This window comes from Mangrovivirga cuniculi, from assembly GCF_005166025.1.
GTDB lineage: Bacteria > Bacteroidota > Bacteroidia > Cytophagales > Cyclobacteriaceae > Mangrovivirga > Mangrovivirga cuniculi.
On sequence record NZ_CP028923.1, the window covers coordinates 4,067,934 to 4,084,039 of the forward strand.

The 16,106-nt window shown below is 33.4% G+C and carries 15 protein-coding genes; 3 read left to right on the forward strand and 12 right to left on the reverse strand.

Annotated features, from left to right (window positions below; genetic code table 11):
• Nucleotides 1-68: 68 nt before the first annotated feature.
• From DCC35_RS17830 to wecB, 4 genes are read right to left on the reverse strand one after another with little or no spacing between them, the layout of a single operon-like run.
• The gene (locus tag DCC35_RS17830) at nt 69-1,178 is read right to left on the reverse strand and encodes a glycosyltransferase (protein ID WP_137092078.1); all 1,110 of its coding nucleotides are present in this window, start codon (nt 1,176-1,178) and stop codon (nt 69-71) included.
• Nucleotides 1,165-2,382 carry a glycosyltransferase family protein gene (locus DCC35_RS17835; protein ID WP_137092079.1) on the reverse strand — a complete coding sequence of 406 codons (1,218 nt, stop codon included), beginning with the start codon at nt 2,380-2,382 and terminating at the stop codon, nt 1,165-1,167. The genes DCC35_RS17830 and DCC35_RS17835 overlap by 14 nt, the downstream gene beginning before the upstream one ends.
• Nucleotides 2,382-3,761, reverse strand: a complete 1,380-nt coding sequence (locus DCC35_RS17840) for a lipopolysaccharide biosynthesis protein (RefSeq protein ID WP_137092080.1) — start codon at nt 3,759-3,761, stop codon at nt 2,382-2,384. The genes DCC35_RS17835 and DCC35_RS17840 overlap by 1 nt, the downstream gene beginning before the upstream one ends.
• Complete coding sequence (gene wecB / locus DCC35_RS17845) at nt 3,762-4,901, reverse strand: non-hydrolyzing UDP-N-acetylglucosamine 2-epimerase (protein WP_137092081.1); 1,140 nt, start codon at nt 4,899-4,901, stop codon at nt 3,762-3,764. It abuts the gene before it with no gap.
• Between the two features lie 227 nt (nt 4,902-5,128).
• Here wecB and DCC35_RS17850 point away from each other — a divergent pair, with 227 nt between their 5' ends.
• The 3 genes from DCC35_RS17850 to DCC35_RS17860 all read left to right on the forward strand — a co-directional run bounded on the left by DCC35_RS17850 (nt 5,129) and on the right by DCC35_RS17860 (nt 7,502).
• The gene (locus tag DCC35_RS17850) at nt 5,129-6,205 is read left to right on the forward strand and encodes an acyltransferase family protein (RefSeq protein ID WP_137092082.1); all 1,077 of its coding nucleotides are present in this window, start codon (nt 5,129-5,131) and stop codon (nt 6,203-6,205) included.
• 200 nt (nt 6,206-6,405) lie between these two features.
• The gene (locus DCC35_RS17855; protein WP_137092083.1) at nt 6,406-6,609 is read left to right on the forward strand and encodes a hypothetical protein; all 204 of its coding nucleotides are present in this window, start codon (nt 6,406-6,408) and stop codon (nt 6,607-6,609) included.
• Nucleotides 6,610-6,611: 2 nt separating this feature from the next.
• Nucleotides 6,612-7,502, forward strand: coding sequence for a glycosyltransferase (locus DCC35_RS17860; RefSeq protein WP_175402865.1), 891 nt, complete (start codon nt 6,612-6,614; stop codon nt 7,500-7,502).
• Nucleotides 7,503-7,684: 182 nt separating this feature from the next.
• Here the strand turns inward: DCC35_RS17860 and DCC35_RS17865 are convergent, their stop codons facing one another.
• From DCC35_RS17865 to DCC35_RS17900, 8 genes are all read right to left on the reverse strand, one after another.
• On the reverse strand, nt 7,685-8,617 hold the full coding sequence (locus tag DCC35_RS17865) for an NAD-dependent epimerase/dehydratase family protein (RefSeq protein ID WP_217495881.1): 933 nt from the start codon (nt 8,615-8,617) through the stop codon (nt 7,685-7,687).
• Nucleotides 8,618-8,713: 96 nt separating this feature from the next.
• A complete protein-coding gene (locus DCC35_RS17870) occupies nt 8,714-10,051 on the reverse strand; it encodes a hypothetical protein (protein WP_137092085.1) in 1,338 nt (445 codons plus the stop codon).
• Complete coding sequence (locus DCC35_RS17875) at nt 10,051-10,683, reverse strand: acetyltransferase (protein ID WP_137092086.1); 633 nt, start codon at nt 10,681-10,683, stop codon at nt 10,051-10,053. Before DCC35_RS17875 ends, DCC35_RS17870 begins: the two co-directional genes overlap by 1 nt.
• A gap of 8 nt (nt 10,684-10,691) precedes the next feature.
• Entirely contained in the window at nt 10,692-11,897 is a 1,206-nt protein-coding gene (locus DCC35_RS17880; RefSeq protein ID WP_137092087.1) for a tetratricopeptide repeat protein, read from the reverse strand.
• Nucleotides 11,898-11,970: 73 nt separating this feature from the next.
• Nucleotides 11,971-13,104: a DegT/DnrJ/EryC1/StrS family aminotransferase gene (locus DCC35_RS17885; protein ID WP_137092088.1), complete on the reverse strand. Its 1,134-nt coding sequence runs from the start codon at nt 13,102-13,104 to the stop codon at nt 11,971-11,973.
• Nucleotides 13,101-14,213, reverse strand: coding sequence for a peptide chain release factor 2 (prfB, locus tag DCC35_RS17890; RefSeq protein ID WP_137092089.1), 1,113 nt, complete (start codon nt 14,211-14,213; stop codon nt 13,101-13,103). The genes DCC35_RS17885 and prfB overlap by 4 nt, the downstream gene beginning before the upstream one ends.
• 78 nt (nt 14,214-14,291) lie before the next feature.
• Nucleotides 14,292-14,795, reverse strand: coding sequence for a hypothetical protein (locus DCC35_RS17895; RefSeq protein WP_137092090.1), 504 nt, complete (start codon nt 14,793-14,795; stop codon nt 14,292-14,294).
• A gap of 144 nt (nt 14,796-14,939) precedes the next feature.
• Nucleotides 14,940-16,004: a branched-chain amino acid aminotransferase gene (locus DCC35_RS17900; RefSeq protein ID WP_137092091.1), complete on the reverse strand. Its 1,065-nt coding sequence runs from the start codon at nt 16,002-16,004 to the stop codon at nt 14,940-14,942.
• Between the last annotated feature and the right edge of the window lie 102 nt (nt 16,005-16,106).

Genomic DNA, 16,106 nt, shown 5'->3' on the forward strand with positions numbered 1-16,106 from the left:
ACTATTTTTTGAAATGGTATTTAATAATTCGTTATCAGACAATACTTCTTCTAAACCATGAATCCATTTTATATTTTTTTATCTTCTAATGGATCACTGGGCAAAAATGCGGGCATTAACACCCCTCTATCAAATATTTGGGGATAAGTTATGTTAGCAGGCTTGGTAACCTTACCAGTTATTATCCTTCTTGGTCCATCAGGACAATCAGCTGAAATAACAGGCGTTCCTACTATCATAGCTTCATTTAATACATTTGGGCCACCTTCTGCCGTAGAGGTAAGAATAAAAGCTTTACTTCCTTGAATCCATCTATATGGGTTTTTATCATAGCCAACAAAAAACACCTTTTTATCTTTTAAAGACAAAAAATCACTATTCATTCCTTCCTGCCAAATTAACCTTGTACCAAAATATTCTTCAGCAATCCGAAGAAGGGATATTTTCTCGGTACCATCCCCTACAATGATTAGTTTGAAATTCTTATTACTCTTATCGAATTTATAGAAAATACGTAAAAGGTAATTTAATCCTTTTTCAGGCGCTAATCTTCCCGCAGAAACTAAAATATTACTTTCTAAATACAGTTTTTCAAACCCACCTGGCTTAGCCATTTTACTTTCTAATTGTATACCATTGGAATCATAGAAATTTGGTATAACACGTACTTTATTTGAGGGAATTGTCTTCATCGAAGCTACCTCTCTTTTTATACCTTCATTCAATACGATAATGCTATCTGCTTTAGAATATATTAAAGGCATTAATGCGAACTTTCTTAAATATCCAATAACCCCATTAATATTTTGATCTGAGTATATACTACCTCTTAGGCTAATGATTTTATTTTTGGCAATAGAAAGACAATTCAAATAGTTCGCCCCTTCAAGATAACTAATTACCGTTTCTACCTTATAAGAGGATATATAATGGTTTAATTTATTTAATCTACTTTGGAACGATTTAACTTTTCCCAATATATTATCAGAGGATTCAGGATCCAATTCGTGAATTTTAATCTGCTCATTTAAGTTAAAACCTATTTTACCAGGAATATAAAACACGCAAACTATCACATTAAAATCATCGGAAAGGGCATTTGCTAATGAGACAAAACTTCTTTGAGCTCCACCATATTCAATATTTGGGATAAGCAGTATAATATCATCCTTTCTCATCTACCAGCTGTTGAAAGTTCTGTAATAAAATTCCCCTTTGATAGGAGGCAGAATAAAATTCAGGAGGCTTTTTCTTAATCAAAGAACTTAAATCATAATCTCCAGTTACGATCTCAATTAAAAATTCAGCTATTTTAGTTATTTGATCATGGTCTAAAGCCACTCCATATTTATCTTGTATTAAATTAAAAGTTTCACTATCCTTTGATGTTATTGCTAACACTGGCTTTCTTAAAACAATGTAATCCAATACTTTTGAGGGTAAAAAAACTTTATCAATTTCACTTTCAAATTTCTTATCAATCACCAAAAGCAAATCAGAATTACAATTTAAATCTTCACATTCTTTTTGAGTAATTACTCCCAGATAGTTTATGCAATCAAAATCATATAATTCTATTTCCTTTTTTACTTCAGATTGTATATTCCCTGCAATATTAATTTTGATTTGCTTTAAAACATCAGGTTTATTTTGATGTATTAATTTTAAAGCCCTTAATATGGATGAAAAATTACGTTCTCCATATAAATTCCCAGTATATGATATCGTTATTTTATCTTTCTTTAAAGACTTTTCATTTTCTGACTGTAAGCATTCATCTTCATAAACATTTGGTATAACCAAAAATTTATTTTCATATTCAGAATATTTTTTACTATAAAATTCTTTTGTCAAATAAGTTGTAAAAGAGATTAAATCCGATTTTTTAATAATTTCCAATTCGGCTTTCCTTCTAAACTCATTTTTACTTGAATAAGGATTAAAATAAAAGGGATCACTAAAATGAGAAAACATAGGAACTTGAAAATACTCTTTTAATTTAAGTCCCAGCAATAGTGAGGAAAAAGGAGAAGCTCTTGCATATATGATATCCGGTTTAACATCAATCTGCTTAATCACACTTTTCCATTTTTTGTAAAATAAAAAATCCGCATCAGGTCGGTTTAAAAAATCCCTGTCAACCTTCCCTGCTAAGAACCTTACATATTTATTTAAATTAGTATGAACATGAATAACTTTATTAAGATCCTTCAAATAATGAGTTAAAGATGCATCAGTTTTTTTCCACCCCTCATTTAATGGCTTAGAAGTAACAAGGGTTACATTTCCAAATTTAGTAACCTCTGAAAGGAATCTTGCAACCTGTAAACTTTCCGCGCCTGTTTTTGGAGGTGCTGATACACTTATAAATAATATATTCATCAACTTGCCACTAAATAGTTTATTGCCAAAATAAATCCATAAACGAAAAATACAGTCAAAATAGATTTTAAGATTATGACTATAATAGATTTAATAGAACTTCCTAAGAAACTAAATGTCATCCCAATTCCTGTCAAATATACCAGAATGTTTCCATAGGAATAATATTTCATTGACATCAGAAATGATTGACTACTTAAAGACGAAAATAAAGCCAAAACAATAATGCATACCGAAATCACTTGATAAAAGAAAAATTCTTTTTCTTTTCTCTTGACTCTATAAATAATTGAAATCGGTATAGCACATGTTTGTATGACAAAATACATTGACATTATAGATGCTACTTCGCCTGACGCTCTCCATTGGTCACCCAAAATTATTGAAAATATTTCCTCACCAAAAACAAATAAAACAGCAAATGGTACAGTTACGATATATAAAAGTTTAAAAAACAGATTTTCTGTTTGCTTCCTTAGACTTTTTTCAGCTTGTTCAACTTCTACTGCCTTTTTCAGAAAAACCGAAGCCACAGAATTTCCTAGAATATTCAATGGAATGATTAATAGACCGTTAGCCATTGAATATAGACCAACATATTCAAGATTATAATAATGACTTAAAAAATATATCGGTATCTGTAAAATTAATGCCTGTAACCAATTAGCTGGGAGAGCAAAAAGTGGATATCTTTTATACTCTAATGCAACTGATTTAATTTGATCTATATTTATATTAGTTATAAGGAAATTAAACCTTCTCATCAATTGCTTTTTCAAAAGGAATGAGATGAAAAATAATTTACCTACTAATTCGCCTATCAATATCCCAACCAAATTGAATGGTTTCATATATCCAATTAGAATGGCTGTAGACTTTCCGCCAAGAATTCCAAAAAACTTCGATTTTGAAATTGATTTAAACTCACTCAGACGTATTAACCAGCCATTTAATATTTGTATTAGGCCAGAAAAAAAAACTAATACTGGAATAGTGTAAAGCCATAAATTATTTACCGGTAAAGAGACTTTCAAATATATAAACTTACCAAAAACCAATAAAACCAAGGAGATTATTACTGTGGTTACAGATAATGAGAATAAACAGATCTGTACTAGTCTTAAAAACTTATGATTTGATTTGGGCAAGACAATGGCATTGGTATAATTTAATGTAGATAACATTAGAACTACAGCCACAATTGAATTAATTATCGAAAATAAACCATATGCCTCGGGTGGGTATAGACGAGAAATTACTGGGGTTAGAAGAAATCCAATAACAAACCCTAATCCATTTCCCGTTACAGTAACTAGTATCTGATTGAGAAATTGAGATGACTTAAGCTTTAGAAGAAGGCTTTTTATTGATTTCAACATTCAAAAATCAAATTTCAGGATATCTTCAATTATTCTTTTAGACGCTTTGCCATCGCCATAAGGATTTAGTTTTTCAGACATTGCAGCATAGTATCTTTTATTTGATAATAAATTCTGAACTTCTTTAATTATTAAATCAGTGTTGGTTCCTACTATTTTAACTGTTCCACTCGTTACTGCTTCGGGCCTTTCTGTTTTTTCTCGCATGACAAGTACAGGTATCCCTAAGCTTGGAGCTTCCTCTTGGACACCGCCTGAATCTGTGAGTATTATAAATGATTTAGACATTAAAAATATAAAAGAACTGTAATCCAATGGTGGGATTAAATGGACATTTTCGAGGTCACTCAAATGTTTGTGAACAACTTTTTTAACATTTGGATTTAAGTGAACAGGATAAATAATTTCTAACTCTGAATTATTTAGTGCCAATTGTCTTAATGCAGAACAAATTGAAATAAATCCCTCTCCAAAATTCTCTCTTCGGTGCCCTGTTACTAATAAATATTTTTTTTCATTATTTTCTACTAAACTAAGTATATCTTCTCCTATTGAGATACCCCCACTTTCAACCCTTTCTAACACATAAAATAAGGCGTCAATTACAGTATTTCCTGTTATTTTAATTTTACTTTTATCAATATTTTCTGACAAAAGGTTTTCTTGAGAGTTTATAGTTGGAGCATAATTTTTGTATGCTATTGAAGAAATAATTTTTCGGTTTACCTCTTCTGGAAATGGAGCATAAATGTCATTAGTTCTTAATCCTGCCTCTACGTGGCCGACTTTTATTTTATTATAAAAACCAGCCAATGCACCCCCCATTGCCGTAGTAGTATCCCCATGAACCAAAATCAAATCATATCTTTCCTTTTGAAATAAATCATCTAACATTGATACAACTTTTGAAGTTATACCTGCTAAAGTTTGATTGGATCTCATTATATCTAAAGAATGATCCACCTCAATATCAAACAATTTAGTTACATGATCCAACAACTCTTTATGTTGACCAGTTGAAATGACCGTTGTTTGTATATTTTCTTCGGCTTTAAGTGCGTGAATAACAGGGGCCATTTTTATTGCCTCTGGCCGAGTACCAATAATTACAGCAACTTTTTTAAGGGGGATTTTTAACATAAAATATTCAATTCTAAAATAACAACACTTCTCCTTTAAGCCTGCAAAAATTAATATTTATTTAAATTGAGCATAAAAAGAGAATTTAAATCTAAATTAAAATATGTGAATGCGATAATTTTACTTTTGAAAAAGAGTGTAATAATTTGTTTTAAGCCAAATTTTATAATTTCCATACTTTTATAAACTCCAATAGAAGCAAAAATTAAGCTCAGGATATATTTATTATGAAGAGGTTAGAAATATTAGACTACAGTAGATTTTTTGCTGCAATATTTGTATTACTATTTCACTACACGTTTAATGGAATTACAAATGGAAAGATACAATCAATTAGTCACATTCCATGGTTAATTGATTTTACAAAATATGGTTATTTGGGTGTAGAGCTTTTTTTCATGATTAGTGGATTTGTTATATACATTTCTTCTAAAGAAAAAAGTCCAATCTCATTTTCAATAAACCGTGCCACCAGACTTTATCCAACTTATTGGTTTGCTGTATTGCTTACTTCATTTTTTGCATTTTTCCTGGGCGGTGAATTAATGTCGGTAACTGTAACACAAATTTTATCCAATTTAACAATGTTACAGTCATTCTTAGAAATTGAGCATATAGATGGAGTTTATTGGACCTTAATATTCGAAATCAAATTCTATTTTGCTTTTTTTATATTGCTTTTACTTGGCTTGCAGAAATTTTTAAAATATATATTCATTTGCTGGCCTTTACTTTTTTGTACTGCTTTATTCTTTGGTAAAGAATCTATTATTTATTTAGGGGAATATTACTATTTCTTTTGTGCTGGTGCACTGTTTGGAATAATTAAAGAGAATAATAAGGAATGGAGCGCCATTTTAAGTTTAATCATTACTTACTTCTTTTGTATTTACTTTTCTATCAGTAAATCCATGGAATTATCTCAAATTAAAGAAACCTTTTATTCGCAGCTTATTACAGGAACAATAATTTCTTCATTTTTTATACTATTCATTATTCAGAATCTTAATAAAGTTCAAAATTTAAAACTACCGTATTCTAAAACTGCTGGAGGTCTTACATACTCTTTATATCTAATACATGCTCATATTGGCTATATGCTAATTAATTATTTCGCTAATGATACTAATTTAGTACTAGCATATATCTTGATATTTTTAACTATTATAGCAATCTCATTTTTTATCCATAAAGTAATTGAAATTAAGCTTCATAATTATTGGAAATCCTTTTTCAGCTATTTAATCGGAAGTTTTAGTCGTTTAAAAAAGTATTACTCAAACCCAGCAAAAGAAAGGTATTAAAATAATCTTAGTTTTACAGAAAAGAATTAATCATCGCTTAAAACCTTTCACCAAATTAAAGACCAATATAAGTCTTAATTCCTATAAGTGTAATATGCAAATAACTCTAGATTAATAAAATGAAGTTTATGAATCAAAAATGATATATAACTTTTAAATTTCATCCAAGAATTAATTCTAAGTTGAGATATAAAAAATAAATGATCAAAAAAGATAACTCCAGATCCTACGAAAGAAATATTCTGTTTTTAACACCCTATCCATTTAACGAAGCACCTTCACAACGCTTCAGGTTTGAACAATACTTCAACTATCTCAATCAAAAAGGAATTAAATACAGACAAAACACTTTTTTTCTGAAAAAGGATGGAAAAACCTTTATTCTTCAGGTAATATTCTTTTAAAAGTGTTTTATACTCTTTCTGGCTTTCTAAGTCGTTTTGTTACCCTCTTCAGCATTTCAAAGTATAACTACATTTTCATTCATCGCGAAGCAACACCTTTAGGTCCTCCATGGTTTGAATATATTGCATCAAATATTCTCAATAAAAAAATCATCTACGATTTCGATGATGCTATCTGGTTGCCTGACAAATCTGAGGTAAACAAATTAGGCCAATTATTAAAAAATCCGGGCAAGGTTAAATTAATATGTAAATGGTCTTATAAAATTTCTGTTGGGAACAAATATCTTGCTGAATTCGCATCTCAGCACAACCAAAATGTAGTCATTATTCCTACAACTTTAGATACAGAATACCATAAACCTGTATCACTCTCAAAAGCAAAAGATATTGTAACTGTAGGCTGGACCGGAACACATTCAACTATCAAATATTTATTTCCGCTTTTCCCTGTCATCAAAGAGTTACAGCAAGATCTATCTTTTGATTTTTTGGTTATCTGCAATATAGATCCGGAGCCTGATATTAGTAATTACAAATTTATTAAATGGGCTAAAGCCACTGAAATTAAAGATCTTAATCACATAGACATTGGAATCATGCCTCTAACAGATGATCCATGGAGCCGGGGTAAATGTGGTTTCAAGGCTCTACAATATCTTTCTCTTGGAAAACCAGCTGTGGTTTCTCCGATAGGAGTTAATAAGGAAATAATTACTCATGGAAAAGAAGGATTTTTTGCGAATAACCAAAGTGAATGGAAAGACTATATTTCAGAACTTATACAAAATTCAGAATTGAGAATAAAAACCGGGAAAAAAGGTGTTGAAAAGGTAAAAAGTAAATATTCAGTTATTGCTAATAAAGAAAGGTTTTTAAGTCTTTTCACCTAAATATCACTTTACTAATACAATAACCTAAGAACATAAAAATCAATATTATTGAAACATTAAATGTTGTAAGGGTGATCCATTATATGGTAAATATCTAAAGGTGATCTCATTATTTCAATCCTCTAACCAAGCTTCAGGAAGTTTCTCCTCAATTTCTATATTTTCAAATTTAGGAGTGCTTCTTACTCCTTCTTTTTTACCCAGTCTGCCATTTCTTTTAAACCTGCTTCCAGGGTAATAAGTGAATCTTGATCAATACCAAAAACTTTTTCCGCTTTTTCATGATCAGCATATGCGTGAACTACTTCATTTCTGGTTTCTAAATTTCGAATTTCTCCATCAATACCCATTACTTTCATAACTGTATCAGCAAGTTCCTTCACACTATATTCAGTGTCCCCACCGATATTAAATATTTCGTTATATGCTTCTTTTATATTAACGCAATTGGCTATATGAGGTGCTACATCATCAATATGACTAAAGGCCCTGGTTTGGCTACCGTCTCCAAAAATTGTTAATGGGATATCCTGAAGTAATTGATTCATGAATATACCTATCACATTTCTATATCTGTCACCAATATTTTGCATAGGACCATAGACATTGTGTGGTCTGAAAATCACATATTCTAAGCCAAACATCTTGTATGCTGCTTTAAGATCCATTTCGATGGCATATTTAGCTACTCCATAAGGATCTTCAGGCTGTGGAGTGGCAGTTTCAGTCATTGGTACTACTTGTGAACCATAAACAGCAATTGAAGAGGTAAAAACAAAACACTTTACCTTATTTTTAACCGAAGCATTAATCAAATTCACGCTTCCGATAAGATTATTATTATAATTAAACCTTCTTATAAAATGACTTAATCCTTCAGCAGCATAAGCAGCTAAATGATACACATAATCAAATTTATATTTACTAAATAATTTATTGACCAATTTATAATCACAAATTGAACCCTTCATGAATGTTGCTCGAGAGTTGATATTTTGTTCAAATCCTACACTAAGGTCATCAAGGACAATTACCTCATGGCCCAACTGCCATAAACTATTCACAACATGTGAACCAATAAAACCTGCACCTCCGGTTACTAATGATATTGCCATTAAAAAGTCATTTCAGTGAAAAAACTAAGTCAATTCGATTCTTAATACTCAATACTATTTAGTAAAACTATCAAATATTTATACCGATTAACTTTTTTAATATTTCATAAAAGCCAATTTTTTATCAAATTTTCTTACCTCCTGATAATACCAGATTATCAACAATCCAAGTACGTAAAACGGAAGCAGAGGAATACGATATCTTGAGAGAGTCCCAAAATTAAAAGTTGATATACCAGTTGCGAAGGCAAATCCAAAAGAAAATGCCAGGCAAAATAATACCTCCGGTCGTTTCAAATTAATTATCATCTCCTTAATACCTGTCCTGGTAAAAATATAAAGCGTAAAAAGCATCATACCCAAACTTTCTATCATCGAAAGAACCATAAGTGGGTTTCTCACCTCCCAGGGATATGGTCTAAATAACGCGACATTTATTGCTTGAGGCGCAAGCCTAAACATGCTTTCCCAGGTACCATCCAGCTCACCCAAATCATACGTCGAACCTGCTCCTCGACCTGTCCAAAATGCTATATCATAAGCCTGAACCTGAACAGTTTCCGCTATGTTTTCAAGCTTATATTTTTTATTTTGTTCCCCTACTATGATCATGGCATAATAAGATCCAACTAACAAAACACTACCGATAAAAGGCATAGCCAACGCTTTAATCAGGGGATCTTTAATTTTACCTATATTTCTACTTGTCCACCATAATAATAAGCACGGCACAGCAATTAGAAAAATATAAATCTTCACGTAAAATAAAGTGTAGGCTGATAAAATAGCCAATAATATTAACCACAAGCTTCTTCTTTTCTGAATAAAGAACTCAATAAAGAAGTAAACTAACCAGCACAGCGCAGCCAATGTAATTGTATCTTTTAATATCCCAGAACCCCAAAAAACTATGGATGGAATAAATAACACTGCGTATGCTATATACCTTCTAATTGCAGGAAACAATCTTGAAAAAGCCCTGTACATCATCCAGTGGCTCAAAAAAGCTATAAAGGCAAAACAAAAAGCAGTTCCCACATAACTTCCGAAAGTAAATGTATCAAATAAAGCGGCGGCTCTAACTACAAAATAAGATGCAGAATCTCTAAAAACCCAGATATTCCTGGCATATTCAAATGACTTAGGCAAATATTCACCCGGTTGTGTCATCAATTGCCACCAAATTACCGGATCATCAAAAAGCGAGGACCATATGATTCGACTTCCATGTCTGTGGAATGTAAATGTATCGCCTCCTCCATAATAAAAATCATATAGCAAACCCAAACCCAGGGCTCCGAATAATCTCAACAATAAAGCGGGAAAAAAATACTTTCGATCTTCTTTTTGAGTCACATTCCTCCTGATCATCCATGCTATCGAAAGGATAATAATCAGAAATAATGGACCGATGAGAAAATCTTTAAATTGCATCAGCTTACTTTTTTAGCAGGCGCCCCAATATAAACGCCAGATTTGGTGATGTTTTTGTGAACGTAACTTGAAGCTCCAACAACTGTATCTTTACTGATTTCTACACATTGAGCAGTTCTTGCTCCACTACCCAGGAAAGATCCGTCTCCTAGAATAGCTTCCCCATTTAAAAACGCCCCCGTAGATATGTGGCAGTGTGATCCTGTGAAAGCATCATGTTCAACCACAGCATTTGTGTTAATGATATTGTTAATCCCTACCTTTGCTGCGGCATTAATAATCGCTCCATGCATTATAACAGAACCTTCTCCAATCTTAGCATGTTTGCTCACATGTGCATTCGGAGAAATTATAACCGGTAGATTCGCTCCGAGTTTTTTTAATTCCTTATAAAACTTAATTCTGATTTTTGCGGAATTGATCTGACCGATAGTAATCAAAAAGTTGTTATATTTTTTTACCAATTCCGGTATATCTGTGTCCTTTCCAGAAATTTCATAATTCAATATTTGATCACCTAACTTTTCTTCTACATCAAGTATTTCGGCGATTTCATATCTTCCCTGGCTTTCAATTACATCAATGACAGAACGGCAATGCCCACCCCCACCGATCAAAACAATTTTTTCCATATGGGAAATTAAAAAATTCCTAAAAATTTACCTTCTCTTTTCTCTTTTCTTCTTTCTTTCAGATATTTCCTTGCTGCCTTATTAGCCGGATGTTTGCGATCAGAATGATCCCTGATCGCCTCTACATATTCTTCGGCAACTTCATGATCTTCTTCTTCATCCGCAATTCTTAGCAGGTTCAATAAACTATATAAATGGTATCCTGACTCTTCCATTTCACCAACTTCACCAAAATCAATAGCCCTGCGATAATAATACTTAGCCTTTTCATTTTCTCTTTTGGCTTTATAATGTTCCCCAAGGAAAAATGCGGCATACTTTCCGGCCCATGGCCCATAACCAAACTCATTGGCATCTATTCGCGTCATAATGGTGTCACACACCGGAACCATTTGCGACCACCTTCCGGAATTATAAAGCAATCTTGCATAATACATCATAAAGACAGAATTCTTCGGATAGGTATCCATCAAAAGCTTTGCTACAAGAAGGGCTTCGCTTTTGTTTTTCTTTTCTGAATTTAAAATCTTTACCAGGAAATGCTGTGCTTCTGTCCTGGTATAAAATGCATTGTTTGCTACTTCTCTCAGTTGTTTAATACCCAGATCTTTATCGCCCTTCTTAAAAAATATCAAAATGGGTTTAAGAGCAGGGTAATTATCGGGAATCCAGACTGAATAATAGTTATAAAGTGCATGACCGAAAAGAAATTCAGGACTCAGATTTGTGTATTCTTCAGAATCCTCCAAATATTTCAAGGCTTTTTTTCCTGCTGATGCAGCTTTCAACCATTCCTCCCTTTCACTTAAAAGTCGTCCTTTAAATCCATATGCTGCGGCTAAAAAGAATGAGGCTTCAATTTTGTTTGGTGGCTTTTTATATAAAAATTCAGCCAGGTATATCGCCGAATCCATATAAGCATGAAAGCGATCATCACGGCTTTTATCCTGCATATTTGGCAAGATTTTCCACCACTCTGACAACCCTCTCAAAAAGTAACCCAACGGATGCCATGGATATTCCTGCTGTAACCAACCAAATTGCAGATCAGCCTTTTCAAATCTGAAATTATAAAGATTATTTACAGCATCAGTCGATTCGATCTGAACTTTAGGGTTTTCCAGTAAAATAAAAATTGAATCCTGCGTCTGCGCTTTACTGTTAAAAAATAAAGTAAAACTTATTAAAATTGAATAAATTATTTTTCTATCCATCCTTGTTATAACGTTCAAAAGTCAATTTATTTTCTGCTTTTAAAATACCTTAACAGAAAACAATATAGGTATCCTACTCACAAAATGTATTAATTGTTTCAACCACATATTCAACTTCTTCATTTCTGAGTTCTGAATGGATTGGAATTGAAACTATATTATTCACCAGCCAATTACTATTTCTCAAGTCATTTTCTTTTTTAACATATCTTCTGAAAGCAGGCTGATTATTGAGTGTTACCGGGTAATGGATTTGCGTTTGAATACCCTTACTTTTTAAATATTCCCGGAATTCATCTCTTTTCTCTGTTTTAAATGTCAATACGAACTGATGAAAAGTATGATAGGCTTTTGGATGTACAAACGGAAGACTGAAATATCCATTAGGCTTCAATTTATCAAAATACATCTTTGCATTTAACCTTCGTTTTTCTATTAAGTCTTCCAGATGCCTTAGCTTAACATTTAAAATAGCAGCATGCAGATTATCCAGTCTGGAATTGACACCAGTTAAGACATGAAAATCTTTTTCAATTTGACCATGATCACCAATCATTCTGATCTGCCTGGCTAATTTTTCATCGTTAGTCATGCAGGCACCGGCATCACCGATGGCTCCAAGGTTTTTAGTCGGATAAAATGAAAAAGCAGAAACGTCTCCATAACCCCCGGCAGGAATTGTTTTTCCGGTTTCAGGGTCTTCCCAACGACTACCTATCGCCTGGGCTGAATCCTCAAGTATCCACAATTCGTGCTTTTCCTTTAGTTCGGCAAAATCATTCATTGGAATAACCTGTCCATACAGATGAACTGCAATTATTCCAACAGTCTTTTTATTTAATAAAGGGAGAATTGTATCGCTTGTCAGTGTAAATGTCTTAGGATCCACATCAGAGAACACAGGTCTGCCACCGCATAACAATACCGCCTCAACGGCAGAGGCATGACCATTGGCCGGAATTATCACCTGGTCTCCACGCCTTACTTTTAATGCTTTTAAAGCGATAATTAGTGCCCCGGTTCCTGAGCCACTACCAATACAATATTCTATACCCTGGAATTTCGAGGCATTTTCTTCAAACTCTTTAACAAAAGAACCCTGGATGAACATGGATTCATCCATGACATCATCCAGGGTTTTATGGATATCATTCCTTAATGAGGCATGTTGCCTTTTCAGGTCGACCATATCGACCTTCAAACTCATACTTCTTCGGTGTTTTCGCCGTGCTTATCGTACTTTTTACCCATTAAGAATGCTTTTATATAGTCATTTATATCTCCGTCAAGCACATTTTGAACGTCAGTTCGTTCAACTCCGGTTCTGGCATCTTTTATTAACTTATAGGGATGCAGGACATAATTCCGGATCTGGCTACCAAAATCAATCGCCATCTTTGAGCTTTCAACTTCTTCTCTGGCTTTATTTTGTTTTTCTATCTCTATCTGATAAAGCCTGGAACGAAGCATATTCATTGCCTTTTCCTTATTTTGCAACTGGCTTCTTTCCTGCTGACATTCGACAACAACTCCCGATGGAGCATGTCTTAAACGTACGGCTGTTTCTACCTTGTTTACATTCTGACCTCCTTTTCCACCAGCACGAAATGTTTCCCAAGTAATATCAGCAGGATTGATATCGATACTAATAGAATCATCTACCAGAGGATAGACATATACTGATGCAAATGATGTATGTCTTCTTCCTCCACTATCAAATGGAGATATTCTGACAAGTCGGTGAACCCCAGTTTCAGCTTTCAGATATCCATATGCGAATTCTCCGGTAAACTCCAACGTAGCAGACTTCAATCCTGCAGTATCTCCAGGCTGATAATTCACCTCTCTGACTTTAAATCCATTTTTTTCTCCCCACATCACGTACATTCTCATCAGAATGTCTGCCCAATCCTGACTTTCGGTTCCTCCGGCGCCCGGATTGATCTCCATCATGGCACTTAATTGATCCTCCTCATTTGAAAGCATTCTTTTAAACTCGAGCTCCTCAAGAGCATCTTCAAGTTTCTTATAGCTTTCATTTACTTCTTCTTCTGAGGCTTCATCCATAGTATAAAATTCATGGAGTGTTTCTACATCTCCATACATGGTATCAATACTATCAAATGCCTTGGTCCATTGTCTGAGGGACCTCATTTTTTTCATTACTTTTTCTGCCTCATCCGGTTCATTCCAGAAATCAGGCTGGGCAGAAAGATCTTCCATCTCTTTGATTTCGTCTACTTTCTTATCGTAGTCAAAGATACCCCTCAAGGCCTCTACTCTGGCCTTTACACTCTTAAGCTGATCTGAAGTCATATATATTAGTAAAAAATTATTCGATTAATTTATCTGATGCAAAGTTATGAACATTTTGTTTAATCTTGAAGAAGGTAGCTAGTTAGATACATCCTTAAAACTATCAATATTTATCAGGCGCAACTCCCAACTTTTATCGAGTCGATATTTCTTCCTTCTAAGTAGTTTATAGATCAGGCCTGCACCAATCATTGTACCTCCTGCAATAAAAATACCACTGTTTGGCTCATAGTCAGCGTCCTGAACGACTTGAATGTTTAAGAAATCTATCGTAATCAGAATTGCTCCACCGGCTATTAAGTAACCGGAAAACCTATCCATAAAATTTGTTTCAGTTTTATAAACGGTCTGTACTTCTTCTGGTTTTAATGTCTCATAAGTTAATTGAAAAGTTGAATCTGTTACTCCAACCAATTGATCTTTATAAACTGTATCATCATTATATAATTTATAGATAAAGGGATCTCCGACGTTTATAACTTTTCTCTTGGAGCCAGATTTATTACTTAACCTAATAAACTGCTGCCCATAGGTCATTGAAAAAGAAAAAATCAATATGAGTGTTATCAACGTCGATCTCATAAAAGAGTATTTACTTGGTGATGAATCAATTTATTAAGAAATAGCCACAGATTTCTCGTTTGCTATATAAAAGGTAATTAACTTATTATTCATAAAAAAATCACGACCTCTGGCCGTGATTTTAATTAAAAAACTTTAAAATTCTTATAATTTATAGTTCCAGCCAAATTTATCTTCTGCCTGGCCGTATTTTATCATATCAAGTTCTTTCAGAAACTTGTTTGACCATTCTCTTTCCTTGATCGGAGGCAATTCATAGTCTGCTCCTTCGTACCCGATCTTTTTTATATGAGCGATGGTTGCTGCAGTTCCTGTACCAAAAGCCTCCTGAATTCTACCTTCCTGGGCTGCTTTTACTACTTCATCAACTGATATTTTTCTTTCTTCAACTTTATATCCCCAATCTCTCGCTAATTTCAAAACACTATCTCTGGTAATACCCGGCAAAACAGAATCACCAGTATGAGGAGTAATTAATGTATCATCGATTCTGAACATGATATTCATTGTCCCAGATTCTTCGATATATTTATGGTCCTGACCATCCGTCCAGATCAATTGCTGATATCCTTCCTGTGCAGCTAATTTCGCAGGATACAATGATGCCGCATAATTACCGGCTGTTTTAGCATATCCTACTCCACCTTTCGCTGCCCTTGTATAATGTGTTTCTATTTTTACACTAACCGGTTCAGCATAATACGATCCTACCGGACAGGTAATTATCATGAATTTATAGTTATCAGATGGTCGTATTCCGATAAAATCATCCGTTCCAAATACAAAAGGACGAATATATAATGACTTACCTACCTCTTCAGGAATCCAATCATTATCAATTTCAAGCAATGCTTTCATTCCCTGTTCGTACAATTCTTTTGGTACTTCAGGAATACACATTCTTTCAGCGGATTTATTTAATCTCTCGAAATTAGCGAAAGGCCTGAAGACAAGAGTTTCTCCTGATTCGGACTTATATGCTTTTAATCCTTCAAAAATAGACTGTGCGTAGTGAAGAGTTGTCGTGGCCGGATCAAGTTCCAACGGACCATAGGGTAAGATTTCAAAGTTTTGCCACTTTCCATCTATGTAATCGGCCATAAACATGTGGTCGGTATAAATACGACCAAATGGGATATTATCAAAATCAACTCCCGGGAGTTTGGATTCTTTTATCCTCGTTACTTTAATATCAATAGTTTCGGTCATGACGGGTTATTTCGGGTTTTCTGAAGATTGTGCTCCAGGATTAAAATATCTGCAAAAATATCAATTTTAAATCTTGTAACCCAATGATTACTTATAATAAAA

Coding starts and splice junctions, on each gene's coding strand:
- DCC35_RS17870 (WP_137092085.1), bottom strand. CDS start 10,051: ATGCAATTTAAAGATTTTCTCATCGGTCCATTATTTCTGATTATTATC.
- DCC35_RS17900 (WP_137092091.1), bottom strand. CDS start 16,004: ATGACCGAAACTATTGATATTAAAGTAACGAGGATAAAAGAATCCAAA.
- DCC35_RS17830 (WP_137092078.1), bottom strand. CDS start 1,178: ATGAGAAAGGATGATATTATACTGCTTATCCCAAATATTGAATATGGT.
- DCC35_RS17840 (WP_137092080.1), bottom strand. CDS start 3,761: ATGTTGAAATCAATAAAAAGCCTTCTTCTAAAGCTTAAGTCATCTCAA.
- DCC35_RS17880 (WP_137092087.1), bottom strand. CDS start 11,897: ATGGATAGAAAAATAATTTATTCAATTTTAATAAGTTTTACTTTATTT.
- DCC35_RS17855 (WP_137092083.1), top strand. CDS start 6,406: ATGATCAAAAAAGATAACTCCAGATCCTACGAAAGAAATATTCTGTTT.
- DCC35_RS17850 (WP_137092082.1), top strand. CDS start 5,129: ATGAAGAGGTTAGAAATATTAGACTACAGTAGATTTTTTGCTGCAATA.
- DCC35_RS17865 (WP_217495881.1), bottom strand. CDS start 8,617: ATGGCAATATCATTAGTAACCGGAGGTGCAGGTTTTATTGGTTCACAT.
- DCC35_RS17885 (WP_137092088.1), bottom strand. CDS start 13,104: ATGAGTTTGAAGGTCGATATGGTCGACCTGAAAAGGCAACATGCCTCA.
- DCC35_RS17835 (WP_137092079.1), bottom strand. CDS start 2,382: ATGAATATATTATTTATAAGTGTATCAGCACCTCCAAAAACAGGCGCG.
- DCC35_RS17895 (WP_137092090.1), bottom strand. CDS start 14,795: ATGAGATCGACGTTGATAACACTCATATTGATTTTTTCTTTTTCAATG.
- DCC35_RS17875 (WP_137092086.1), bottom strand. CDS start 10,683: ATGGAAAAAATTGTTTTGATCGGTGGGGGTGGGCATTGCCGTTCTGTC.
- wecB (WP_137092081.1), bottom strand. CDS start 4,901: ATGTTAAAAATCCCCCTTAAAAAAGTTGCTGTAATTATTGGTACTCGG.
- prfB (WP_137092089.1), bottom strand. CDS start 14,213: ATGACTTCAGATCAGCTTAAGAGTGTAAAGGCCAGAGTAGAGGCCTTG.